General features: G+C 39.7%; 20 protein-coding genes and 4 tRNA genes. 6 read left to right on the forward strand and 18 right to left on the reverse strand.

Annotated features, from left to right (window positions below; translation table 11 throughout):
• Positions 1-26: 26 nt before the first annotated feature.
• Both PHEP_RS15035 and PHEP_RS15040 read right to left on the reverse strand, forming a co-directional pair.
• Entirely contained in the window at positions 27-620 is a 594-nt protein-coding gene (locus PHEP_RS15035; RefSeq protein WP_015808838.1) for a DUF502 domain-containing protein, read from the reverse strand.
• A 52-nt stretch (positions 621-672) separates the two neighbouring features.
• Positions 673-3,126 (reverse strand): bifunctional UDP-N-acetylmuramoyl-tripeptide:D-alanyl-D-alanine ligase/alanine racemase, encoded by a 2,454-nt coding sequence (locus PHEP_RS15040; RefSeq protein ID WP_015808839.1) that lies wholly within the window; start codon positions 3,124-3,126, stop codon positions 673-675.
• Positions 3,127-3,309: 183 nt separating this feature from the next.
• Here PHEP_RS15040 and PHEP_RS15045 point away from each other — a divergent pair, with 183 nt between their 5' ends.
• Positions 3,310-4,173: a GNAT family N-acetyltransferase gene (locus PHEP_RS15045; protein ID WP_015808840.1), complete on the forward strand. Its 864-nt coding sequence runs from the start codon at positions 3,310-3,312 to the stop codon at positions 4,171-4,173.
• On the opposite strand, the gene PHEP_RS15050 is transcribed toward PHEP_RS15045, so the two are convergent.
• The 8 genes from PHEP_RS15050 to PHEP_RS15085 all read right to left on the reverse strand — a co-directional run bounded on the left by PHEP_RS15050 (position 4,150) and on the right by PHEP_RS15085 (position 12,715).
• Complete coding sequence (locus tag PHEP_RS15050; protein ID WP_015808841.1) at positions 4,150-4,617, reverse strand: RrF2 family transcriptional regulator; 468 nt, start codon at positions 4,615-4,617, stop codon at positions 4,150-4,152. The two genes, PHEP_RS15045 and PHEP_RS15050, sit on opposite strands and share 24 nt — an antisense overlap.
• Before the next feature lie 15 nt (positions 4,618-4,632).
• The gene (locus PHEP_RS15055) at positions 4,633-4,947 is read right to left on the reverse strand and encodes an SUF system Fe-S cluster assembly protein (RefSeq protein WP_015808842.1); all 315 of its coding nucleotides are present in this window, start codon (positions 4,945-4,947) and stop codon (positions 4,633-4,635) included.
• A 3-nt stretch (positions 4,948-4,950) separates the two neighbouring features.
• Positions 4,951-5,394: a SufE family protein gene (locus tag PHEP_RS15060; protein ID WP_015808843.1), complete on the reverse strand. Its 444-nt coding sequence runs from the start codon at positions 5,392-5,394 to the stop codon at positions 4,951-4,953.
• Positions 5,394-6,608: a cysteine desulfurase gene (locus PHEP_RS15065; protein ID WP_015808844.1), complete on the reverse strand. Its 1,215-nt coding sequence runs from the start codon at positions 6,606-6,608 to the stop codon at positions 5,394-5,396. Before PHEP_RS15065 ends, PHEP_RS15060 begins: the two co-directional genes overlap by 1 nt.
• Positions 6,608-7,918 carry a Fe-S cluster assembly protein SufD gene (sufD, locus tag PHEP_RS15070; protein WP_015808845.1) on the reverse strand — a complete coding sequence of 437 codons (1,311 nt, stop codon included), beginning with the start codon at positions 7,916-7,918 and terminating at the stop codon, positions 6,608-6,610. The genes PHEP_RS15065 and sufD overlap by 1 nt, the downstream gene beginning before the upstream one ends.
• A 12-nt stretch (positions 7,919-7,930) precedes the next feature.
• Positions 7,931-8,692, reverse strand: a complete 762-nt coding sequence (gene sufC / locus PHEP_RS15075) for a Fe-S cluster assembly ATPase SufC (protein WP_036674690.1) — start codon at positions 8,690-8,692, stop codon at positions 7,931-7,933.
• 14 nt (positions 8,693-8,706) lie between these two features.
• Positions 8,707-10,152, reverse strand: a complete 1,446-nt coding sequence (gene sufB / locus PHEP_RS15080; protein ID WP_015808847.1) for a Fe-S cluster assembly protein SufB — start codon at positions 10,150-10,152, stop codon at positions 8,707-8,709.
• Positions 10,153-10,246: 94 nt separating this feature from the next.
• Entirely contained in the window at positions 10,247-12,715 is a 2,469-nt protein-coding gene (locus PHEP_RS15085; RefSeq protein ID WP_015808848.1) for a carboxypeptidase-like regulatory domain-containing protein, read from the reverse strand.
• Between the two features lie 134 nt (positions 12,716-12,849).
• Here PHEP_RS15085 and PHEP_RS15090 point away from each other — a divergent pair, with 134 nt between their 5' ends.
• A complete protein-coding gene (locus PHEP_RS15090; protein WP_015808849.1) occupies positions 12,850-14,376 on the forward strand; it encodes a glutamate racemase in 1,527 nt (508 codons plus the stop codon).
• Between the two features lies 1 nt (position 14,377).
• Here PHEP_RS15090 and PHEP_RS15095 read toward each other — a convergent pair whose 3' ends face one another.
• Positions 14,378-15,850: a M14 family zinc carboxypeptidase gene (locus tag PHEP_RS15095; protein WP_015808850.1), complete on the reverse strand. Its 1,473-nt coding sequence runs from the start codon at positions 15,848-15,850 to the stop codon at positions 14,378-14,380.
• Positions 15,851-15,948: 98 nt separating this feature from the next.
• Between PHEP_RS15095 and PHEP_RS15100 the strand changes: the two genes are divergently transcribed.
• Positions 15,949-17,283 carry a GntP family permease gene (locus PHEP_RS15100; protein WP_015808851.1) on the forward strand — a complete coding sequence of 445 codons (1,335 nt, stop codon included), beginning with the start codon at positions 15,949-15,951 and terminating at the stop codon, positions 17,281-17,283.
• Entirely contained in the window at positions 17,283-18,416 is a 1,134-nt protein-coding gene (locus PHEP_RS15105) for a glycerate kinase (protein WP_015808852.1), read from the forward strand. The genes PHEP_RS15100 and PHEP_RS15105 overlap by 1 nt, the downstream gene beginning before the upstream one ends.
• 31 nt (positions 18,417-18,447) lie before the next feature.
• Here the strand turns inward: PHEP_RS15105 and PHEP_RS15110 are convergent.
• The 4 genes from PHEP_RS15110 to PHEP_RS15125 form a co-directional block, all read right to left on the reverse strand.
• A tRNA-Gly gene (locus PHEP_RS15110) sits at positions 18,448-18,520 on the reverse strand.
• A 37-nt stretch (positions 18,521-18,557) separates the two neighbouring features.
• Positions 18,558-18,642, reverse strand: a tRNA-Leu gene (locus PHEP_RS15115).
• A 68-nt stretch (positions 18,643-18,710) separates the two neighbouring features.
• A tRNA-Gly gene (locus tag PHEP_RS15120) sits at positions 18,711-18,783 on the reverse strand.
• Positions 18,784-18,914: 131 nt separating this feature from the next.
• Positions 18,915-19,406, reverse strand: a complete 492-nt coding sequence (locus tag PHEP_RS15125; RefSeq protein ID WP_015808853.1) for a regulatory protein RecX — start codon at positions 19,404-19,406, stop codon at positions 18,915-18,917.
• Positions 19,407-19,809: 403 nt separating this feature from the next.
• Between PHEP_RS15125 and PHEP_RS15130 the strand changes: the two genes are divergently transcribed.
• Positions 19,810-19,883, forward strand: a tRNA-Cys gene (locus PHEP_RS15130).
• Between the two features lie 191 nt (positions 19,884-20,074).
• On the forward strand, positions 20,075-21,586 hold the full coding sequence (locus PHEP_RS15135) for a sulfatase family protein (protein WP_015808854.1): 1,512 nt from the start codon (positions 20,075-20,077) through the stop codon (positions 21,584-21,586).
• A 157-nt stretch (positions 21,587-21,743) separates the two neighbouring features.
• Here the strand turns inward: PHEP_RS15135 and PHEP_RS15140 are convergent, their stop codons facing one another.
• Genes PHEP_RS15140 through PHEP_RS15150 form a run of 3 tightly spaced genes read right to left on the reverse strand, consistent with a single transcriptional unit; the run spans position 21,744 to position 24,042 of the window.
• Complete coding sequence (locus PHEP_RS15140) at positions 21,744-22,175, reverse strand: DUF2147 domain-containing protein (RefSeq protein WP_015808855.1); 432 nt, start codon at positions 22,173-22,175, stop codon at positions 21,744-21,746.
• Positions 22,176-22,228: 53 nt separating this feature from the next.
• Positions 22,229-22,792 carry a DUF3347 domain-containing protein gene (locus PHEP_RS15145; RefSeq protein WP_015808856.1) on the reverse strand — a complete coding sequence of 188 codons (564 nt, stop codon included), beginning with the start codon at positions 22,790-22,792 and terminating at the stop codon, positions 22,229-22,231.
• Between the two features lie 29 nt (positions 22,793-22,821).
• Positions 22,822-24,042 (reverse strand): efflux RND transporter periplasmic adaptor subunit, encoded by a 1,221-nt coding sequence (locus PHEP_RS15150; protein WP_015808857.1) that lies wholly within the window; start codon positions 24,040-24,042, stop codon positions 22,822-22,824.
• Between the last annotated feature and the right edge of the window lies 1 nt (position 24,043).

Below are 24,043 nucleotides of genomic sequence, written 5' to 3' on the forward strand. Positions count from 1 at the left end.
ATCTGTTTCTTTCATAAAATGATATATCACCCAAAATGGCTAACGCCGCCAGATACCACCAACTTCATGGCATCTGCAGCACTCATATTCAAAGGTTTTATTTTCTCATGTTTCACTACGTAAACCTGTCCGGCAAATGAGTAAGAGAAAGGAAAGTACACAATAGACTCTCCGGGAAGATTGATAGATTTCAGATCATTCTGGGTAAGAAAACCGATCCGCTTTAAATCACCTTCTACTTCTACCAGAACAGGATTATTAAACTTTTTCTCGTCTCCTACAAATGCCTCGGTAAGGTCTTTAATAGAAGAATAAATAAATTTTAATAATGGTATTTTATCCAGTAAACGTTGAAACCAATTATACATAGGTTCCGTAACAAAATAGGTTACAAAAATACCGGCAAGTAATATTAGTGAAACTACAAGTGCAAGTCCCAGCCCAGGTATGTTCCGGCTGGCACCGGTTTTGGGATCAACACCTAAAATATTATTTACGTTTAACCAGCTGTCCACCGTAGTTACAGCCCATATTACTATAAAAATGCTTAATGCAATAGGAAGTACGATTAGCAATCCTTTGATCAGATAATTCAGTAATGCCCTGCCAACTTTATTCATAGTGCAAACTTAGATAAAATATTCATGAAAATATTTTGTCTGCTAGGGGAATCTATTCATAAAAATACACGCGTTTTACCCTTTGAGATACATTAGTGAGAATTTCATAAGGAATAGTTCCGATCTGAGTAGCCAGTTGAGCAATGCTAAGCTCATTGTTAAACACAATTACCTCATCCCCTGTTTTCACATCCAGCCCTGTTACATCCAGCATACACATATCCATACAGATTACTCCAACAGTGGGTACAAGTTTCCCCTTGATCAGCATGCGACCTGTTCCATTTCCAAAGGCACGACTGTAACCATCGGCATAACCAATTTTTACAGTAGCAATTGTACCACCTTTCGGCAACAGACCTTTCCTGCCATACCCCACAGTTTCATTTGGTTTAAGGTGCTTTATTTGGGTAATGGTGGTTTTTAGGATAGCAACTGTCTGGAGGGCGGTATTGTTTTTTAATGCAGCATCAAAACCATATAGACCAATTCCAAGTCGTACCATCTCCAGTTGTGTTTCAGGATGGCGCGAAATACCAGAAGTATTGGAAATGTGCCTGATGAAGGGGTAGTGCAGTGTTTCGCTAATCAGTTCTGTCATGGCTGTAAACCGTTCAATCTGATGCCGGGTGAATTCATCATGCAGCCCATCTTCACTTCCCACAAGATGGGAAAATACAGAAGCCACTTTAACTTTTCTGGTTTCAGTCAACACCTTTAACAAGTCAGATAAATCAGGTTCTTCAAATCCCAGTCGATGCATTCCGGTATCAATTTTCAGATGAATAGGATATTGGTCGGTTTTCAAAAAGCCAATAAAACCCTGCAAAATTTCAATGTTATAGATTTCGGGTTCAAGGTTATACCTGATGATGGCATCAAAAGCAGAAGGTTCGGGACTCATTACCATAATAGGTAGCGTTATACCAGCCTTTCTTAATGAAATGCCTTCATCAGTATAGGCAACAGCCAGATAGTCCACTTTGTGGTACTGCAATAAATTGGCTATTTCGAAACTGCCACTGCCGTAAGAAAAAGCTTTGACCATAGCCATAACCTTAACCCCAGGCAGTAGTTTACTGCGGTAAAACTGCAGGTTACCTGCCAATGCATTAAGGTCAATTTCCATTACGGTATCGTGTACTTTTTGTGCAATCAGCTTACTGATCCGCTCAAATTCAAATCTCCTGGCCCCTTTCACTAAAATGGTTTCGTTATTAAAATGGAGTGCAGGAAAATTATCAATAAATGCTTGAGTACTTTCATAAAAACTGGCTTCCATATCAAATAAAGAGGCCGATTCGCTAATATGGGTACCAATACCAATGAGCCTGTCTACATGCTTTTGTTTCAATAGCGCTGCAATTTCAGTATAAAGTACCCTATTGGTTTTACCTGTTTCATAAATATCAGACAAGATCAGCGTTTTTTTGGGATGCTGGTTCTGAAGGTTTAGAAAATCAAGTGCAATGGCCAGGGACGAAATATCGGCGCTATAAGAATCATCTATTACAGAACATTGGTTTATCCCGTTTTTTAATTCAAGGCGCATACTTACCCTGGTCAACTTTTCCAGACGTTTATCCGCTTCTTCAGGTGTATACCCCAAGGCCAGCAGGGTAGCCCAGCAGATGATCCCATTTTCTACAGATGCCTGGTCACTAAATGGGATCAGGCATTCTATTTCTATTCCTTTAAAATCTGCCCGGATATAGTTTTTACCATCAATTGGTTCAACAAATAAGATTTGCAGATCGGCTTGCTGTTTTTTGCTCCAGGAGAACTTGGTTTTTCCTGGTAAATCATCTGTACTTAATCCTGCTGTATATTCAGGAGCATAAATAAACAAGTCAGCATCATTAAACAGCTTTAATTTTTCGAGCAGTTTTTCTTTTAATGAAACGAAGCCCTCGGCATGTGCCTCTCCTACATTTGTCAGAATCCCTACATTAGGTTTGATCATGCTGGCCAAGGCATCCATCTCATCAGTTTTGGAAATGCCTGCTTCAAAAATACCCAGTGTATGTATGGCCGTAATTTCCCATACAGATAGAGGTACACCTATCTGGGAGTTAAAACTTTTGGGACTGCGTACAATGTTATGATCAGCAGCCAGTAATTGATACAGCCATTCCTTTACAATGGTCTTACCATTGCTTCCGGTTATACCAAGTACTTTTAAATCATACTGGTTACGATTATATTTAGCGATGGTATGTAAAGCGAGTAACACATCCTGAACAAGCAAAATATTGGCGTCAGGAAACAATCTGGTATACTTAGCCTCACTGATCACAAAGTTCCGGATTCCATTGGCATAAGCATCTTTTAAAAATCCATGTCCATCTCTTTGTCCCTTTAAAGCAAAAAATAAAGAGCCATCCGGATCTATTACACTTCTGCTGTCAATCACAAGTTTACTGATGATCGCATCCTTTTGTACTTCAAAGTTTTTTATACCCAGAATACCTGCAATATGTTTGATGTTGTAAATGAGACTGCTCATTTGGCAAAATTAAGCTTATGTCAACACTAATCATATTTTTTACACTATTAATGAACTGAACAAAAAGAATAAAAAAAACAATTAAAATGTTGGTTGGTCTCATATATCTTATATAGATTTACATTGAGAGCGTTAATGGTGTCCCGGAGTAATTACCGGGGCGCTTTTTTTAGAGCATAAAAGATGTTGGTATATAGCAATTTAGAAAACATTTCGACAGACGCCCTTCTCCATACTTTCAATGCGTCTTTTTCTGATTACCTGGTTAAGATGCAATTGACAAAGGAACAACTGGAACGAAAGTTAATGGCAGATTCTATAGACCTTAAGTTATCGGCAGGGGCTTATGAAAATGGCAAACTTGTTGGCTTTATTTTGCATGGGATTAATAAAGTGGGCAATGAAAAAATTGCCTATAATGCCGGAACAGGTGTAATACCTGCAAAAAGAGGCCATAACCTGACGGGGAAAATGTACCGTTATATTTTACCCTTTCTTGAAAAGGAAGGTGTAACAAAATGCATCCTTGAAGTCCTTGAAAAAAATCTTCCGGCATTAAAAACCTACAAAGCGATCGGCTATCAGCTCAAAAGGGAACTCGTATGCTTTAAAGGCATCCCAAAAATAACAGGGATCAAAGGCAAACGCATAGATATCCATGAAATTAAACATATAGACTGGCAAGAAGTAACGTCTTTCTGGGACTGGACACCATCCTGGCAAAATTCAATCATTGCCATGCAAAATTTGGGTGAGCACAACAAAATCGTTGGTATTTACCTGAAAGATAAGTTAGTTGCCTATATTAGCTACAATCCTTTGAACAACCGGATTGCTCAATTTGCTGTGCATAAATCACATCGTCGTAAAGGTTATGGAAAAGCATTATTTAAATATGTATTTAATGTTCACAAAGCTGAAATGTCTGTTATCAACATAGATATAGATTCCAGCTCGACCATTACATTTTTAGGGTCTATCGGATTATTTCCCTATATCTATCAGTATGAGATGGAAAAGAACTTACGAAGTGACGTGCTGCTGTAAAATTGATTCAAGTAATAAACTTGATTCCTGCTCCTGACTGATCAGGTCCTGTAATGTAACTTTATCCAGCAGCTGATCAACAGTAAACTGGATCATTTGCCATAAAGACCTTATAGAACAATCTATAGAGTTTGTGCATAATTTTAAAGTACCGGGATAATCTTCACAAAACTTTTTACTGTAAAGTGCGCCACCCAATACTTTCATTACCTGATTAATATTGATCTGTCCAGCGGTCTGTGCCAGTACATACCCGCCTTTATTGCCAGGTGTGCTATTGATATAGCCCGCCATGCGCAAAATACGGGTTAGTTTGGCTACATAAGCCCCAGATAAGCCTTCGGCTTCACTAATAGCCGGAATGCTGATTCCATCCCCATGGTCATGTCTTCCAATACGGAGCAAAATTCTTAATCCATATTCTTCCTGTGCAGTAATTTTCATCAGTCTATATTTTTATCACATCATTCCCAGTTCTAAACGCGCCGTTTCAGACATCATATCCCTGTTCCATGGTGGGTCCCATGTTACCTCTACAGTAACTTCGTTTATCCCATCAATTTCTTTTACTTTCTGTTCAACTTCAAGCGGAATGCTTTGTGCGGCAGGACAACCAGGCGCAGTAAGTGTCATCACAATCTGCACATTATTAAGTGGTGGCAGGATTTCCGTTTCGTAAATCAGCCCCAGCTCATATATGTTTACCGGTATTTCAGGATCATATATAGTTTGCAAACAATCGATTACTTTTTGTTTTAACGCTTCTTTATCCATAGCCTATTCATTTTTTGTGCCCTGCATTATTTTATAAGCCAGGGCATAATTCTTCATTTGTTTAATCATAGCCAGCAAACCATTGGAGCGGGTTTGGGCCAGATGCGTCATCATTCCGATTTCCCCGATAAAGTCCATTCTGGCATTTAAAATTTCTTCAGGGGTATGCCCGGATAAAACTTTAATCAACATACTAATCAGGCCTTTCACAATTACAGCATCACTATCTGCTTTAAAATGCACTTTACCATCATTGTAAAAGGCCTTAAGCCAAACAGTAGACTGGCAACCTTTGATCTTGTTTTCTTCTATTTTATACTGGTCTGCCAGTTCTGCCAGCTTTTTACCCAGGTCAATAATGTATTCATATTTATCTTCCCAGCTGTCAAAAAGTGCAAAATCCTCAACAATTTCCCTTTCAATTTCAGGTATTGATCTCTGCTCCATTACGTTAGCATTTTTATAGTTTTGTGCAGTCCGGTAATCAGCACATCTATTTCTTCCGGTTGGTTATACATTGCAAAGGATGCCCTTACCGTACCAGGGATACCAAAGCGTTTCATCAATGGTTGCGTACAATGATGTCCTGTTCTAACAGCTATACCCATATTATCGAGCAATACCCCAATATCCTGTGGATGTATACCTTTAACAACAAAAGACACCAGACCCGCTTTGTCTTTGGCTTCGCCAATGATGCTCAAATCCGGAATGGTTTTTAAATGAGCTGTTGCGTAGGCCAGTAAATTAGCTTCATGTACCCTGATCTTATCTTTTCCAACTGCAGTAATAAAATCCAATGCTGTTTTTAAAGCAATTGTATCTGCAATATTTGGTGTACCCGCTTCATATTTATAAGGCAGGTCATTATAAGTAGTCTGCTCAAATGTAACATCTTTGATCATTTCCCCACCACCTTGAAAAACAGGCATATCCTCCAACAATTCGCGTTTACCATACAGTACACCAACCCCTGTAGGGCCATATACCTTATGGCCGGAAAAAGCAAAAAAATCACAATCCATTTTCTGAACATCGATATCCAGGTGGACTGCAGATTGGGCCCCATCTATCAGCACTTTGGCACCAACAAGATGTGCAGCAGTGATAATTTCGTTCACATGATTTATGGTACCCAACGAATTAGATACATGAACAACAGCTACCAGTTTTGTTTTCGAGCCCAGTAATTCTTTATAAGCTTCTATGGAAAGTTCTCCCTCATCTGTAACAGGAATTACTTTCAGGAAAGCCTTTTTCTCTTCACATAGTATTTGCCAGGGAACAATATTCGAATGATGTTCCATGCCGGATATAATGATCTCGTCCCCTGCAGTAATGTTTTGTCTGCCCCAGGTATAAGCAACCAGGTTTATGGCCTCTGTTGTTCCTTTGGTAAAAATGATCTCTTCAGTAGCATCTGCACCAACAAAATCCCTAACAGCCTCACGGGTAGCTTCATAAGCCATTGTCGCCTCTTCAGCAAGCGTATGTATGCCGCGGTGTATATTGGCATTGTAAAACGAATAATAATGCGTCAATGCATCAATTACCTGTTGCGGCTTTTGCGAGGTAGCAGCATTGTCGAAATAAACCAGTGGTTTACCTTTCACCATCCTCGATAATATGGGGAACTGCTGTCTTATATCCGTTAGTACCATTATTGAAGAGATAAATGTTTGTAAATTAGTTTTTCTACATACTTACGTAAAGGCTCGGATTTGATCTGGTCTAGTATGTCTGTTGCATAAGCCTGCAAAAGCAATACTTCGGCCTTTGCTTTGGGAATGCCTCTTGCCCTTAAATAAAACAAGGCTTCTTCGTCCAGCTGCCCAACTGTACAACCATGCGAACATTTTACATCATCAGCAAAAATTTCCAGCTGGGGTTTAGTATTTATCGTAGCATTATCGGACAACAGAATGTTTTTATTGGACTGATAGGCATTGGTTTTCTGAGCATCAGGTTGTACCATGATCCTTCCATTAAATACAGCAGTCGAAAAATCAGCAGCAATCCCTTTATAAAACTGATTGCTAAAGCAATTTGCTTGCCTGTTGTCTATCAGCGTATGATTATCAGCATGTGTTTTTCCTTTTAAAAGGTATAAACCATATAAATGCGCCTCATTGCCCGGAGCATCCAGTACCAGGTTCATATTGTTGCGTACAATGTTACCACTAAGCGTTATCGTTACTGTATGTACATAACTTCGTCCAATCTGGGTAATATGCGTAGTGCTTACCTGACTGGCATTTGCCCTATCATTCTGTATTTTATAATATTCCACATAGGCATTTTTCTCCACCACTAGTTCCATTACCTCGTTACAAAAAGTATCGGACGTACCTACTGAAGCATATACTTCTGTTAGTTTTAACGTACTGCTTTCATCCACATAAACAAGGCTACGTGGCTGGGCCAGGATATGTTCTGCTCTTCCATCTAAAATATGATATATATATAGCGGATGTTCAGGCAATTTGCCTTTATGGAGGTATACAAAAACACCACCCGCTATAAAAGCACCATTCAGGGCGTGAACTCCGTCTTTTATATAAGTACTGCTTTTATTTAAATGAGCAGCAACTATGGTTTTATAAGTGCCCTGGGCCGCCTCTGTTAAAGGCTGCACAGTCAATTCTGTCTCGGATGAACGGATATTGGACAAAGCCGTATTAAAATGACCGTTTACAAAAACCAGTTCATTTGCTGTTTTATGGCCAGGTAAACGAATAGCGTCTACATCGGCAACAGTAACAGTGCTTTCCAACACAGCGGATGTAAGGTTATATTCCCTGTCAAAAAGATTGCTGATGCCGGTATACTTCCATTCCTCTGTATGAAATGTAGGCAAGCCAATTTTATTAAAAGCATCAAAATTATTTTTTCTGACAACGGCAATGCTATCATCCGCATTTACAGACTGAGACTGTTTAAATTGTTCTTTGAAATAGGTTAAATCATTCATCGCACATTATTTTTATAACGCAGTCAGGTTAACCTCGTCAGTAATAAAATCATAGCCTTTCTCTTCCAGTTCCAGGGCCAGTTCTTTGGTACCCGACTTAACAATACGTCCATTGTACAGCACATGCACAAAGTCGGGCTGAATGTAATCCAGCAAACGCTGATAATGTGTGATCACCAATACCGCACGATCCGGACTATGCAGCTTATTGATGCCATTGGCTACAATTCGCAAGGCATCAATATCGAGGCCTGAATCGGTTTCGTCCAGTATTGCTAGTTTCGGTTCAAGCATGGCCATCTGAAAAATCTCATTGCGTTTTTTTTCCCCACCGGAAAAGCCTTCGTTAATTGAACGGCTTAAAAGAGATTGATCAATTTCTACCAGCGCCATCTTCTCTTTCATCATTTTTAAAAAGGTCACTGCATCCAGAGGCTCAAGCCCGTGGTATTTTCGCTTTTCATTTACTGCGGCTTTAATAAAATTGGTGGTACTTACGCCAGGTATTTCAATCGGATATTGAAAAGCCAGAAAAAGTCCCTCTCTTGCCCTATCTTCAGGCGATAGTTCAAGCAGGTCTTTTTCAAGAAAGCTTACTTCACCCTCGGTTACCTCATATTGCTCTCTACCGGCCAAAACAGAAGCAAGCGTACTTTTGCCAGAGCCATTAGGCCCCATAATGGCATGCACTTCGCCTGCTTTTATTTCAAGGTTAATTCCTTTTAATATCTCTTTACCTTCTACGTTTGCGTGTATATTCTTAATTGACAACATATTCATATATTTTATTATCCTACGCTACCTTCCATGCTAATGGCAAGCAGCTTTTGTGCTTCAATAGCAAATTCCATAGGTAGCTGGTTCATTACTTCTTTTGCAAATCCATTCACAATAAGCGCTACTGCAGCTTCAGGATCTATCCCTCTTTGCCTGCAATAAAAAAGTTGATCCTCACCAATTTTAGAAGTGGTAGCTTCATGCTCTACAATAGCTGATTTGTTTTTTACTTCTATATAAGGAAAGGTATGTGCCCCACATTTATCACCAAGTAATAAGGAATCGCATTGCGAATAATTACGTGCATTCAAAGCCTGCTTACTGGTTCTTACCAGTCCACGGTAACTGTTCTGACTATGCCCTGCCGAAATGCCCTTGGCTACGATCCTGCTCCTGGTGTTTTTACCCAGGTGGATCATTTTTGTACCGGTATCGGCCTGCTGGTGATTGTTGGTAAAGGCTACTGAATAAAATTCTCCAATAGAATTGTCACCTTTTAAGATCACACTTGGGTATTTCCAGGTAATGGCAGAACCGGTTTCGACCTGTGTCCAGGAGATTTTTGAATGGTTACCTTTACAAATGCCACGTTTAGTTACAAAATTATAAATGCCGCCTTTACCATCTTTATCGCCAGGATACCAGTTTTGTACGGTAGAATATTTAATCTCTGCTTTTTCCATAGCTATCAACTCTACAACAGCAGCATGCAATTGGTTTTCATCGCGCATAGGGGCCGTACAGCCTTCCAGATAACTTACATAACTTTCATCTTCGGCAACAATAAGTGTGCGTTCAAACTGTCCGCTGTTTTCTGTGTTGATACGGAAATAAGTAGAAAGTTCCATCGGGCAGCGCACACCTTTAGGAATAAAGCAAAAAGACCCATCAGTAAATACTGCAGAATTTAATGCCGCAAAATAATTATCCGTCATAGGTACTACAGAACCAAGATATTTTTTTACCAGTTCGGGATGTAGTTGTATGGCTTCACTGATCGAGCAAAAAATAACGCCTATTTCTGATAATTGTTCTTTAAAAGAAGTAGCAATAGAAACACTGTCCATCACTACATCTATAGCCACACCGCTCAGGCGCTTCTGTTCGCTGATAGAAATACCCAGCTTTTCAAATGTACTGAGCAGTTCGGGATCTACTTCATCCAGACTGTTCAACTGCTTTTTAGGCTTAGGGGCTGCATAATAAATGATGTCCTGATAATTGATGGGTGGATATTTTACATTGGGCCAGGTGGGCTCTTCCATGCTTAGCCAATATTTATAGGCTTTAAGTCTCCATTCCAGCATCCATTCCGGTTCGTTTTTTTTATTGGAAATGAGCCGGATCACATCCTCATTTAATCCTTTAGGAATGGCATCTGTATCTATCTCCGTCACAAAACCGTATTTGTACTCGTTTAATACGGCATGGTCAATTGCATCTTGTTGTTCTTTCATGATCTTAGGTTGAAAGATTTAGAATATAACACAAAGATACCGGCTTCTGCTTGTTTATACAAAATAGTATAAACAGAGAAATGTAAGATTTGCTTTAGTTTACAGCATAAGTAAATACTTTCCTGCCCAGGTTTCCAAAAGCGTCCATACCTTCCAGTACCACTCTGTAAGTTCCGGGCTCATTTGCATTAAAGTATTCAAAGCTTGCATTCCCATCTTTATCAGTGATTACGTTGGGTTTCCAAAAAATAGTAGTGCGGTAATCTGCAGGATTTGATGTTTTACCCGGTTCGTATTTAGGCATATAAAATTGTCTTGCGGTATAATACCCTGTTGGACTATAAGGAAGTATGCCGGGAGCAGCACTTATATTCTGACTGTCCCGTCTGCCTTTTTTAGAAGTAAGTATTAACACACCACCATTAGTGCCGTATACAAATGACAATCCTATACTTGACAATACTTCGATACTCTCCAGATCATTCATCACAATATCACCAATCATATCAGTGCTGATCTCCATGCCATCTAAGATTATTTTCATAGGAGAAAGATTGTCAGAAGACTGGGCCTTATTCAAGTAAGGAATTTGTTGTCCCTCATCGTTTAATCTAAAATTCAGACCAGCCACTCTTCCTACCAATGCCTGACGCAAATCTTGTTTCGTTTCAAGCTGTTCTGCAGTAAAAACATAATCGGCATTTCCTGGTCCGTTAAAATTTGCCGATTCTGTTACCTTCTTTTTCTCAGCAACAATATTAACTGTCTCCAGGTTGATAGAATTGCCCAGCAATCCTAAACGTCTCAATTCACTAAAATAATTATCACTTTTGCTTAAATACCTTGATAGGGCTTCATTTTTATTAACCTGAATATCTCCTGTATTTCTATTTTTAGAAACCAACTGCAACGCTCTCTCATCCATTTTAATATCAACATTGTCTTTGCCTTTCTCCGTCTGTGCTTTTACAGCAAACTTAGTATTATCGCCAAAAAACATCTCCCTGAAAGCAAACCGACCATTTTCATCTGTAAGTGTATCAATCATAAAAAACTTACTGGAAGAAGAAAGCAGAGTAACTTTTCCACGGGCAACGGGCTTACCGCTATTTGTAGTGACCCGGCCACTAATTACCAAAAGTTTCTCCGGCTGATATTTAACAGGATTGATTTTATCCGCTAAAAAATCTTTCCAGACAAAACGCCGCCAACCTTGTGTCATCATTAGAAGATCTAAGTTATTTCTGGTTTCTTCATCATTGCTAAGAAAGTAGTAATTGGGTTTCTCTATATATCCGGCAAGATCAGCACTAAGTAACAGATCTGTAAAAATATTACTTTCGTTAAATTCATCGATACCAACCTTTGATATATTATTTACAGCCACTGAAAAACTACCAGGAGTAGGCTTACTCGCATATGAAACTTTAAAATTAGCCGCTATTTTGGCTGTACGCTTACTAGCACCCGGCAACTTTTCAAATTGAAGACCCAGCTCATCCGAAACATTATTAATAAAAATCAGTCTTTCAGCTGCAGGCCTGTTATCCGGCGTAAATAAAGTCAGCCTTAAAATCCCCGATCTGATCTTTTCCTTAGGGAAGCTGGTACTTATTACCTGTCGCTCTGAACTTGCTTTTGTAGAATAGATTACATTATTATTTTGTTGTGCAATAAGCTTAACATCACCTTTCCCCAGTAAAGAGCCACTAATCATTATTTTAACCGAAACTTTTGTACTATCTGAATTATTGACTGCTAGTACATAACCATCAGGTAATGCTGTTGGTAAAGGGATTTCTTTTTTGGAGCCATCAGCAAAAGTAGCTACAGCCACATAACCTTGTCCCGGAAGTGGATTTAGAATAAAACTTCCCATTCCCCTGTGCTTAGTTTTAATACTGCTCAGTTCAACCCCATTCTGATCTTTTATTGATAAAGATATATCTTTGCCCAGACCATCACTTCCCACTACTTTTACGCCTATTCTGGAAGGTATATTTTCAACAAGACTGCCTCCTTCAGGAAAAAACTGTACATCAACCTGGCCTGAAGCCGACTTAAGCGGAATTACTTTAATATTGTCTTTTTTATTGGCTATTTTTGCACTTGCTGACCTACCGATCTTAATGGTTTTATCATAAAAAAATTCCGACCCCACATTTTCCATCCAGCGGGTATATGCCCTGATTCTATAATTACCCTCTGAAAGCGAGTCTTTCAAATTAAAATCCCCCCAACCCATGCCAAAAGAAAGGGGTATAATCAACTGCTTTTTTACGGAATTTAACTCATCAATCAGATCAACATACAATGTATTGCTAATCTGAGACGGTTCTGAAGTCACCGTATTCAATACATAAGCTTTAAACCAAATATCTTCTCCTATAGCATAATAAGGTTTATCAAGGTGCAGGTATACTTTTTCCTGTTGGTTATTTTTATTATAATCTTCCAGTTTGGAAAGCAAGTCTGAAAAAGGATCCACATTTCTGATGAAGGCAGATGCAGCCAAAAAAATTAACAATCCAGCAATAACGACCAATACCTTCTTCTTTTTCATATATTAAGAGATTAACTAGATTTTTTTAAATTAATATTGTTCAAAATACAAATTCTAATTCATTTTATATAATAAAAACCACCGTCAATTATAAAACCTTCACAGGTATTAAAATTCTTTAATATATTTATATCATGAAGTTTAACAGAAATTTTCTATGCTGTATATCCGCAGTACTTGTGTTCAGTACAACCGAATCGCGTGCTCAAAATACAAAACCTGAAGCCATTGAAAATGCGATATTAAAAGACAAAAAGAATTTCTATTATATTGATTTTAAAAAATATAATGCGGCAGACCCAAGCCTTCCTATCGGAGTTTTTGATTCTGGCACAGGTGGTTTAACTATATTAAACACATTGGTTCAGTTTGACCAACACAACAACGCAACAAAATTTGCGGGGAAGGACAATATCCCCGATTTTGCAAAAGAAAAGTTTATTTATCTTGCTGACCAGGCCAATATGCCTTATGGCAATTACTATAGTGAAAAGAAAAATGATCTTTTAGTTGAACATATCATCAAAGATGCACAGTTTCTTTTATCTGATAAATACTATTTAAATAACACTACTAAAAACTACAGTTCAGACAAACAAAAAGTAAAAGCCATCGTTATTGCCTGTAACACTGCTACTGCTTATGGAAAGGAATATATTGAAGATTTCATAAAAACTACTGGCATTAATTTAAAGGTGATCGGTGTAATTGATGCCGGTGCACAAGGAACGCTTGATGTTTTCAAAAAGGATGAAAACGGTTCAATTGGTGTTTTTGCTACAGTTGGCACCATTGCCTCAAAAGGTTACGAAAATACAATTCTTGCCCTCAAAGATAAACTTGGGTATAAAGGAAATCTACAGGTATACAATCAGGGTGGTTACGGTCTTGCAGAGGCTGTAGATGAGGAACCTGACTTTATTAACCGCAAGGCCATCGCGCCAACCGCAAATTACCGCGGCCCAAAACTTGATAGTGGAGCTTATAAAATAGAAAGAACCTTACTCGATGTTTACAATTTTGATTTTAGTAACCATAAAATGTTATGCGATAGCAAAAGTGATGAATGCGGAAACATGCAGTTAAATGCTGCCGACAATTATGCCCGGTACCACCTGGTTTCTCTGATGGAGAAAATAAGGAACACTAAAGGTGCACAACCACTTAAAGCCCTTGTACTTGGCTGTACCCATTATCCTTTTTTAATCAGCGACATCCGAAAAATCCTTTCTGATCTTTACAACTTCCAGAAGAATGGTAATTTTATCTATCGCACGTTCATGAATAAGGACATACAGATCATTGATCCAGCGATAAATGTAGCCACGGAACTTTATACTTACTTAAACAAACAGCATCTTTTTAATCCTGCAGGAAATATGAATGCCAGTGAGTTCTTTATCAGTATACCCAATGCTGACAATAAAACCGTAATTACAGACAAAGAGGGCAGATTTACGTATAACTACAAATATGGAAGAAATGCAGGTGAAATACAGGAATATGTAAAAGTAGTGCCCTTCAGCAGAAATAATATTCCTGCCGAAACACTCGACCGCATCAAAACGGTGATCCCTTCAACTTATGAGTTGATAAAAAAGTTTCATACTGATAATTCGAAACTGCTTACTTTACCTGAAGCAGAAAAAATAAAACCGTAACTCAATATCCAAAGGTATTGTGTAATACTTTTGCCGGCTGGTCCAACTTCAGTAAAAAACCATTAATAATTGCAAAAACCGGCTTATCCTGTTTGGTAAGCAGAAAGTTAGCTGCTTGATTTAAACCAACCTGTCCAGACACGCTAGTACTATTCGTCAGATTCAGCAACCTGTTTTTTACCGGACCTGCGGGCGACTTTGCATCCGACCATTTTATAAACAAATAACCTTCCCTTATCAGTTGAACTTCAGATTCAGCGTTTAAATTCTCCCACTCTTTTTTTGTCAGTATTTTCAATTTACCAGGCGTATAATTCAAATCTCCGGCATCTGCCTCATCATAACCATATACCCTTTCTACATCGCCCAGTTCATCAATACTTCCCTGGTAACTAACTCCCCTGTAATCACTGTCCTTAACCTGCGTATGGTTTATACCCAAATTGGTTAAAAAGACACTACCCTGTTTGGTTATTTTTACATTTCGGATCAGCACGTTGTATAAAGACCTGTTGTTTTCCGGAATCTTTTCATATTGTACAACATCTTCTTTCAGATAAGACTGATCAGCTATGGAGTTCAGCGCACTTAAAAGAGCATAAAAATTCAGTTTACGGATGTATTCTTTTTCAGGGTCTCCAGGATAACCACCCGATTCGATCAGGATAGTTGCAATACCCATCCCTTGAAAAGTATCACCAAAACATCTTGGATCATAATCATCATTGTACTTTGCAACTTTATCAGGCATAAGCTTTTGCAGCACGTTATTCATCAGTAAAATTACCTGCCTGGCTTTTTTACGTACGTCATCCATATCTTTTGCATAATTAAAGGCAGGATCCAGAAAAGAAATTGTTGCCGTATTTTTACTACGTCCAGCCGAATACAGTGTACTCTGATCATGCAGGTTAAACCCAAAATCAGGTTTAATTTTTTTGGCTATGTCCATTAATATCCTTGCCTCCGGACTAACCAACATTCTTGCATCCCTGTTGATATCAATATCCAACGCATTCCTTCTTTTAAACATTTCAGCTCCATCCGGGTTCAGCATAGGCACAAAATGAAGTTCAAGCTGATCAAGCAGTTTATTTCTCAGCTCATCATTCTTATCATTGGCCTTTAAAAAATTAAAAAAGTCAAATAATGCTCTTGTGGCTGTGGTTTCATCACCATGCATTTGCGACCACAGCAATACCTTTATCTTTCCCCTTCCAGCTGTTAGGTGATAGACACTGCGTCCCTGTGCAGAACCGCCTGCAATTTCGATTTTAAAAAGACCCGATTTTTCCAGTTTTTGAAACAAAGGAACAAGATCACTATGTTTAAAAAAACGGTCTTTCAAGGCTGGCTCCCTGTAAATACCATATTGGTCCCACAAAAAAGACAGATCCTGACTAAAACCAGTTTGTATTAAACACAGCAGCAACAGGGTTAAAAATATCTTAGACCAAAAAAAATGCTTCATCATAACTATTTTAATAAAAATTGCCTGTACATGTCTGCTATAAATATAAAAGATTATAACAAAACATTACATTAGTAACAAGACAAAAACCAAATGATCTTATGCCACCAGAAACTTCTTTTATATATCTGCTGATCTGCCTGCTTGCCGGCATATCCATCATTGTATTGCTGACTACAAAATTTAAAGTACCGGCAGCATTTGCGTTAATAATAGGCTGCTTTCTTGTTGGCTTAGGCGCACACTTATCCTTAACAGATGTGGTAAATATCATGAAGGAAGGTTTTGGCAACATTATCAAATCACTCGGACTGATTATATTGTTGGGGACAACTTTAGGGATATTACTGGAATATACAGGCAGCACATCAGTTATGGCCAACTACATCTTAAAAAAACTTGGCGAAAAACGAACAGTATGGGGCATCAGCATTACAGGGTTTATTGTAGGCTTACCTATTTTTTGCGACTCTGGTTATATCGTATTGAGTGGTTTAAATAAGACATTGGCAAAACGCGCCGGCATATCCATTGTAATTATGTCAGTATCCCTGGCAACAGGCCTGTATTCTGTTCATTGTATGGTTCCACCCCATCCCGGAAGTGCCGCCGCCGCAGGTATAATTGGAGCAGATATTGGCAAATTGATATTGATTGGCAGCCTTGTAGCCATACCGGCTATGATGGTCGGAAATATATGGGCCCGGTATGCAGGTAAAAATCTCCCTCTACCTGTAGTTGAAGAAGAAACTCCAACGGATGTACGGTTGCATCAGCCATCTGTTATCCAGTCGTTCCTGCCTATTGTAGTTCCTATAGTCCTTATTGCCCTAAAATCTTTCGTTACTATAGAAGCCACCCCGGATAAAGCTTGGATGACCGCGATCCTTTCTTTTGGCGATCCTGTAATTGCCTTAATCATTGGCATTTTACTTACTTTCTTCTGCAAAAAATCGTGGAAAAGAGCAGAACTTGGCCACCTTTTACAGGATTCGGCCGAAAAAGCAGGTGGAATCCTGGTTATTATTGGTGCCGGCGGTGCATTTGGAGCCATACTTGCCGCCATCAAGATCGGCACCCACTTAAGCGAATCGCTAGCGTTGGATAGCATGGGGCTGTTCTTCCCATTTCTGCTCACTTTCGTCTTAAAAACAGCCCAGGGCTCATCAACAGTAGCCATTATCACTGCCGCTTCTATTGTCCTTCCCCTGCTGCAGGTATTAGGGTTGGATACTGAAACCGGCAAACTGCTCTGCGTACTGGCCATGGGTGCCGGATCTATGATGATCTCTCATGCCAATGATGCCTATTTCTGGGTTATTGCAAAGTTCTCCGGCTTAGACATGAAAACAATGCTCAGGGTTTATTCAGTGGCTACCGTCCTGATGGGGCTTACTTCATTTGCCATGGTTTATATTTTATCGAAGTTCTTATAATGATGCATATCCTGATTGCCCCAAATGCCTTCAAGAATAGTCTTACTGCCACAGATGCAGCAATAACTATCCAGAATGGATTACATTTAAGTAACCTTAACTGCACTACTTCCTGCTTTCCCATTGCAGATGGTGGGGATGGCACCGCCAGCCTGATCATTGAAAAGTGCGGAGGAAAGCGTATTGAAGTTACCGTACATGATGCGCTGGGAAGAGAAATCACTTCTTCATTTGGCTTAATAGATGATGAGCAGACGGCAGTGATCGAAATGGCAGAAGCCTCAGGTCTCAAACAGTTAAAAACAGCAGAATTAAATCCAATGAGGGCATCTTCCTCCGGCACTGGCGAATTGATTAAAGCTGCATTGGACAAAGGCGCAAATAAAATCATTATCGCCATGGGTGGCTCTGCAACTGTTGATGGCGGCTGTGGTATTTTGAATGCATTGGGGTTTACTTTTTTAGATCAGAATGGGAATCGCTTAAATCCTGTTCCTGAAGAGCTGATAAATATTAAACGTATAGATGTTTCCAGGGCCGATCCCAGGGCCATTGCTTGTGAAATTGTTATTCTTTGCGATGTTGACAATCCATTGTTGGGCAGCAATGGTGCCGCCGCCGTATTTGGTCCACAAAAGGGCGCCAATGAAGCAACAATAGCCCAGCTTGATCAGTTTCTGTCCAGCTTGGCCAAAATAGCAGATGAACAATTTAAAAGGCCTATAGCCAGCCTCACCTATAGCGGTACTGCCGGAGGCGCAGCAGCGGGGCTGTATGCCTTTTTAAAAGCGAAACTGGTAAATGGCATTGAATATTTCTTAACCTTAACCAATTTTGACAAGGAATTAAAAAAGGCCGACCTGCTGATTACCGGCGAGGGGAGCATAGACCTACAAACCCTTCAGGGAAAAGGCCCATTTGGTGTAGCAAAAAAAGCTTTTGAAAGTCATATTCCCGTTATTGGCCTTGCAGGAAAAGTCCCCCTTGAACCTGGAGCAGAATTGCTAAAGTATTTTAATGTATTAATGGCAATAGGAAATGAACCTGCTGACCTGACTGAAGCTATGAAGAACACCAGTAAAAACCTGGAACGGACGGCAACCAATATTGGTACATTACTGACATCAAAATAAAAAGCCTTCGATAATTATCGAAGGCTTTTTGAGCGAAAGACGAGATTCGAACTCGCGACCCCGACCTTGGCAAGGTCGTGCTCTACCAACTGAGCTACTTTCGCATTACCAGAGGCCACAATGTCCGCTGTGGCTTTTTTGTACTCAGAGCGGGAATCGAACCCGCACGACTTTTAAGGTCACAGGATTTTAAGTCCTGCGTGTCTACCAGTTCCACCATCTGAGCATAATCATTATCAAAACATTGATAGGATTAATTTTTATAAATGTCTTCCTGGTATTGAAAACATTTAGAGCGAAAGACGAGATTCGAACTCGCGACCCCGACCTTGGCAAGGTCGTGCTCTACCAACTGAGCTACTTTCGCATTACTTAACACCATCCGATGTTATCCCTTTTTAGGTCAGGGTTAAAATTATTCACCTTGTTTCCGTTTGGGATTGCAAATATAAATACTTTTAGTTTAACGTCAAGTTATTTTTCATAAAAATGAAGCCCTTAAGCTAAGTCATTGGCCTTCAACACCTCAAAAATCAAATCATTCTCAAAACCTCTGGCCAGCAGATAAGACACCAGCTTATATTTTCTTTTATAAGGGTCCTTTTCACTTATTGAAGGAAGCTTTTTTTCTGCCAGCATCAATATAGTCTTTAAATATTCATCATAATCTATAGCCTTAAGTGCATTCGAAATCATCTTATCGGGCACACGTTTCAATTTAAGTCCCTGCTTTATTTTCATCTTGCCCCAGTGCTTTATGTTAAACTTACCCGAAACGTAAGCCTTTGTAAAACGCTCTTCATTTAAAAAGTTGGTTTGTATCAGCTCCGATATCACTTCTTCCACCTCATTGCTCCAAAGCCCCCACTCATACAATTTATCTCGCAGTTCTTGCTGAGAGCGTTCTTGGTAAGCACAATAATGTTCAGCCTTAGCTAAAGCACTTTTCTTATCCGGTTTAACTGGTTTCTTTTCGGGCCTGTCCATCATAAGACGAAACTACTTAAAATCCAGATAGGATTTATCTGTAAATTTCTTAGCATGGTATCCTTTAGCCCCTACTTCTCATGCAAGCTCACTTTTAAAGTGCCCTGCAAAGGGGGGCCGACAACAATTGTATGCCATATCCGAGCTCTTACCGCAGTTACAAGTAACCCTTAATGCTCAAAACCTTGCATTTACCAATCAAAACCTTTCTGAATATCTGGGTATCACATTAAGAAATTTAAACAGGGCCTTAAAAGAAACTGAAAAATAAAGTCTGCTCATACAATCCTTTAGCGTCTTTTTAAACCTCTTTTACAATAAATAAAAAAATAATTAAAAAAAGTCTAGTAATTTAATAGACTTTATATATATTTGTATCATCAATCGGTGAAAAGATTGAAAATATAGTCATGTGGCCGAGTGGTTAGGTAAGGGTCTGCAAAACCTTTGACGGCGGTTCGAATCCGCCCTTGACGTCCACAGTACAATTTCTATATTGACTGCAATTAGATGTTTGGTTAGATCTAAGTTTTGTTTGAAAGCCAGGTTGGATGACCTGGCTTTTTATTTACAACACAACGCAAACGTTTGTGCAAAAATGGAGCAATTATAAAGCGCTTATATGATGTTCAATTGGTAATTTACAACATTATTTAACCATTCAATTCTATATGAAAAGAACAACAATTCTGATTTTAGCATTCCTTCTTTTTGGCACAACGATTCATCTATCAGCCCAAACGGCAAAACCAAATGTTATTTTTATTTATGCAGATGATTTGGGTTATGGCGACCTGAGCTGCTATGGTGCTACTAAAATAAATACTCCAAACCTTGACAAACTTGCAAAAAATGGCATCCGCTTTACCAACGGGCATTCTACTTCAGCCACCTGTACCCCATCCCGCTTCGCGGTTATGACAGGGCAATACCCATGGCGCCAAAAAGGAACAGAAATTTTACCTGGCGACGCGGCACTGATTGTTCCAACAAATACGACTACCCTGCCTAAAGTATTTAAAAAAGCTGGTTATCAAACCGCAGTTGTAGGTAAATGGCACCTCGGGTTGGGTAAACAAGTAGAAAAAAACTGGAATACTGAAGTAACACCCGGGCCAAATGAAGTGGGCTTCGATTATTCATTTATTTTTCCGGCAACAGCCGATAGGGTCCCAACTGTTTTTATGGAAAATCATAAAATACTGGCTTTGGATCAGACAGACCCCATCAGAGTAGATTATAAAAATCCGGTCGGCAACGATCCGACAGGAAAAGAGCATCCGGAATTGCTAAAACTCAAATCTTCAGCAGGACAGGGACACAACAATACCATTGTAAACAGTATTGGCAGGATTGGGTACATGGAGGGCGGTCACAAAGCCAGGTGGACAGATGAAGAGGTATCCACAACATTTCTGACCAAGGCCCGGGATTTTATAGAAAAGAATAAAAATCAACCGTTTTTCCTTTATTTTACACTAACCGAACCGCATGTGCCCCGTATGCCTGCCACCATGTTTAAAGGGAAAAGTGAACTTGGATTAAGGGGTGATGCGATATTGCAGCTGGACTGGACAGTAGGCCAGATCATGAAACAACTGGAATATCTGAAACTGGATAAAAATACCCTCATTATTTTTTCGAGTGATAACGGCCCGGTACTGGACGATGGCTATGAAGATGAGGCTGTAAAAAAAAGTGTCGGACATCAACCTTCCGGAATTTTCAGGGGCGGCAAATACAGTTCATTCGAAGCCGGAACAAGGGTTCCATGGATCATGAGTTGGCCAGGCACCATATTGCCAAAGGTATCTGAAGCTATGGTTTGCCAAATGGACTTACTCGCCTCTTTTTCCTACCTTTTAAACGTCCCACTGCCTGCTGATGAAACTACCGACAGCGAAAATGTCTTACCTGCGTTGCTAGGCAAATCCACAAAAGGCCGTACCACATTAATTACACAGGGAGGCCCACTGGCCATCATCAAAAACAACTGGAAATACATTGAACCAGGTAAGGGCATTGCTTACGATAAATTAACAGGTATAGAGATGGGTGTATCGGCAAGTGGTCAATTGTATAACCTGAACACCGATCCTGGAGAAACTGAAAATGTTCTCTACAAATACGCGAGCAAAGCAAAAGAGCTGGCTACACTGCTCAATGCTATAAAAGCTAAATAAGAAACGGGGATACAGCAATCCACCGTATCCCCGCTATCTAAATTAACGCTCTCAGTTATATAGACGATAAAATATTTAATTTATTGTACCCGATATCAAAAAATTATTTTTTGTAGTTCCTTATTTCCCATGAATTAACAACAAAACAAACAGTAAATTATTTTACACGTTTCCAGGTTTCCGACCTGCCGATCAGCGAGAAGCCAATATAGCCCCTCATGTTCAATATGTCATTCCCCTTCATAGTCATGTTACAACTATAGGTTTTACCTGATTTTGGATCGTAGATCTTGCCGTCAGTCCATTTCCCTTCATCAAAAACAAAGTTTTTCAAGATCTCAAGGCCAAGAATAGGTTGTTTCCTCTGGTTTTCATCCGGGTTCTTTACATCTGTTTTTACATTTCCCTTTTCATCCTTAGGTTCTTTTAACCATACAATTTTACCGAAGTATTTTTCACCTTTTTTGGTAATATCAACATGTGCTTCACCTGAAGAATTAATCCATTTGCCAATAATGGCATCTTTGTTCTGGGCAAAGCCTGTAAAGGAAATTGCCGTAAGCAGCAATAAAAAAATTAAGTGTTTCATAAGTATAAGTTAGTGTTTTCTAAAGATACTAAACGACACCTGTAATCAGAAAATTATTTTATGATCTCTTTTACTTCGCCGCAGGTCATCATGCTTTCGCCAAAATAGGGGTTTCTGATTTCTTTTTTATTACTTAACCAGCTAGCTCCTTTATCGTGCAGTGCCATAGGGCAGTACTCAACATATACTTCACCAGAATTTAAACCTGAAGCTTTAACACGTGCAATAAAATCATTGCTCAGATCCGAAAACACAGTCCTTTGTGCTTCAATATCTGCCCCAGTAGTTATTTTTGAGGCTAAGGTTACCAGCGCAGTTCCGCCAGTCAGTTCTTTTGCACCCAATTCAATGGCGCTAGCCGCCACCTTTGCTTCTGCCACATCCTCATTTACCAATGCGGTGCTCAGGTGTATATAATGCTGGTATACTGCATTCAGTTTATCATCTTTAATGCTGACACCTGCAGTAGCTTGTTCCGTAGGCGCTGTATGACCTTCACCCTGGGCATGGTTATGTCCGGCATGAGGATCTGCTTCAGCGGGTTTTTGAGTATTTCCACAGGCTGCAAATAAAGTTACTGCGGCCAAAATAATTGCGAAATTGATTACTGGTTTCATTTTCTTGTTTTTATAATTAATAATTAAGATTACATTTTTAACCCTTCAATGGGATTTTTTCCTTTTTTAAGGATATATTCACTATACAACAGGTAAGCACCCGTTACCACTACCTGGTCGCCATTTTTCAGGCCAGCAGAAATTTCTACCTGGTTATCGTTCTCCTGCCCGGTTTTCACCAACCTTGGCTCAAAGCTATCTTTCCCCTTTTTAATCCATACGTGCATCCCCTTCCCATCTCGTATTACTGCATCAACAGGTAAGGTGAGTGCCTTACTTTTATTTCCGGAAGGCAAAAAAACATTGGCCTGTAAGCCTGGTTGCCACTGGTTTCCAGGATTAGGGATGGAACCCCGGATTTGCATCAGCTGGGTACCCGAAGCCAGTGCAGGATTAATAAAACTAATGGTCATTTCCTGGGGCTGATCTTCCCAGCCAGTGATTACCACTTTAACTTTCTGGCCATCTTTCACATTTTTCGCCTCATCAGGATACACATCGGCTTCCACCCATAACTGTGCATAGCCTTCCAGTCGCAAAACCGGACTACCTTCGGTTACATATTGTCCCTCTGTTACCGACACTTCTGCTACTATCCCTCCTTCTGGCGCATAAAAAACCACAAATGGATCTTTTTTCCGGGTTTTAACCAGTTGCTTTACCTCTTGTTCCGATTGTCCGTACAGCAACAGTTTTTGTTTAGCCGAAGCCACAATCTGCCTTTCTATTTGATCACCCTGAAATTGCTTTTCCTGGGCAATAGCCATCAGATATTCTTGCTGAAGCGTAGCCAGTTGTTCAGAATAGAGCTTATACAAGGGTTGTCCCTTCTTTACCTTAACCCCTGTTTCCTGAACATAAAGCCGCTCTATCCGCCCTGCAATCCTACTGGAAATGTAACTGCTCTGTTCCGGGTTAACCACCAGACGGCCGTTTAACTGTTTAACCCCCGAAAGGCTATTTTCGCCAATCATAAGGATGCCAATATTGGCCAGGGCCTGGCGCTTTTCATCTACTTTTAAAGCCTTATCGTTGCTGTTCTTTTCAAACGGCACCAGGTCCATGCCACAGATCGGACAGGTCCCCATTTCATTTTTTACGACCTGTGGGTGCATGGGGCAGGTAAAAGTCTGTAACTTTTGGCCTCCTACCCCTGCTGCCGACTTTTTCCCCTCACTGCAGGCTGCAATGAATACCGATGGAAACAGCGCCATCAGGGCCATGTTTTTTAAGAATATTTTCCGTTCCATA

This window comes from Pedobacter heparinus DSM 2366 (assembly GCF_000023825.1).
GTDB lineage: Bacteria > Bacteroidota > Bacteroidia > Sphingobacteriales > Sphingobacteriaceae > Pedobacter > Pedobacter heparinus.

Coding starts and splice junctions, on each gene's coding strand:
- PHEP_RS15125 (WP_015808853.1), bottom strand. CDS start 19,406: ATGATGGACAGGCCCGAAAAGAAACCAGTTAAACCGGATAAGAAAAGT.
- PHEP_RS15055 (WP_015808842.1), bottom strand. CDS start 4,947: ATGGATAAAGAAGCGTTAAAACAAAAAGTAATCGATTGTTTGCAAACT.
- sufD (WP_015808845.1), bottom strand. CDS start 7,918: ATGAATGATTTAACCTATTTCAAAGAACAATTTAAACAGTCTCAGTCT.
- PHEP_RS15085 (WP_015808848.1), bottom strand. CDS start 12,715: ATGAAAAAGAAGAAGGTATTGGTCGTTATTGCTGGATTGTTAATTTTT.
- PHEP_RS15150 (WP_015808857.1), bottom strand. CDS start 24,042: ATGGAACGGAAAATATTCTTAAAAAACATGGCCCTGATGGCGCTGTTT.
- PHEP_RS15105 (WP_015808852.1), top strand. CDS start 17,283: ATGATGCATATCCTGATTGCCCCAAATGCCTTCAAGAATAGTCTTACT.
- PHEP_RS15045 (WP_015808840.1), top strand. CDS start 3,310: ATGTTGGTATATAGCAATTTAGAAAACATTTCGACAGACGCCCTTCTC.
- sufC (WP_036674690.1), bottom strand. CDS start 8,692: ATGTTGTCAATTAAGAATATACACGCAAACGTAGAAGGTAAAGAGATA.
- sufB (WP_015808847.1), bottom strand. CDS start 10,152: ATGAAAGAACAACAAGATGCAATTGACCATGCCGTATTAAACGAGTAC.
- PHEP_RS15090 (WP_015808849.1), top strand. CDS start 12,850: ATGAAGTTTAACAGAAATTTTCTATGCTGTATATCCGCAGTACTTGTG.
- PHEP_RS15145 (WP_015808856.1), bottom strand. CDS start 22,792: ATGAAACCAGTAATCAATTTCGCAATTATTTTGGCCGCAGTAACTTTA.
- PHEP_RS15065 (WP_015808844.1), bottom strand. CDS start 6,608: ATGGTACTAACGGATATAAGACAGCAGTTCCCCATATTATCGAGGATG.
- PHEP_RS15060 (WP_015808843.1), bottom strand. CDS start 5,394: ATGGAGCAGAGATCAATACCTGAAATTGAAAGGGAAATTGTTGAGGAT.
- PHEP_RS15140 (WP_015808855.1), bottom strand. CDS start 22,175: ATGAAACACTTAATTTTTTTATTGCTGCTTACGGCAATTTCCTTTACA.
- PHEP_RS15135 (WP_015808854.1), top strand. CDS start 20,075: ATGAAAAGAACAACAATTCTGATTTTAGCATTCCTTCTTTTTGGCACA.
- PHEP_RS15050 (WP_015808841.1), bottom strand. CDS start 4,617: ATGAAAATTACTGCACAGGAAGAATATGGATTAAGAATTTTGCTCCGT.
- PHEP_RS15040 (WP_015808839.1), bottom strand. CDS start 3,126: ATGAGCAGTCTCATTTACAACATCAAACATATTGCAGGTATTCTGGGT.
- PHEP_RS15095 (WP_015808850.1), bottom strand. CDS start 15,850: ATGATGAAGCATTTTTTTTGGTCTAAGATATTTTTAACCCTGTTGCTG.
- PHEP_RS15035 (WP_015808838.1), bottom strand. CDS start 620: ATGAATAAAGTTGGCAGGGCATTACTGAATTATCTGATCAAAGGATTG.
- PHEP_RS15100 (WP_015808851.1), top strand. CDS start 15,949: ATGCCACCAGAAACTTCTTTTATATATCTGCTGATCTGCCTGCTTGCC.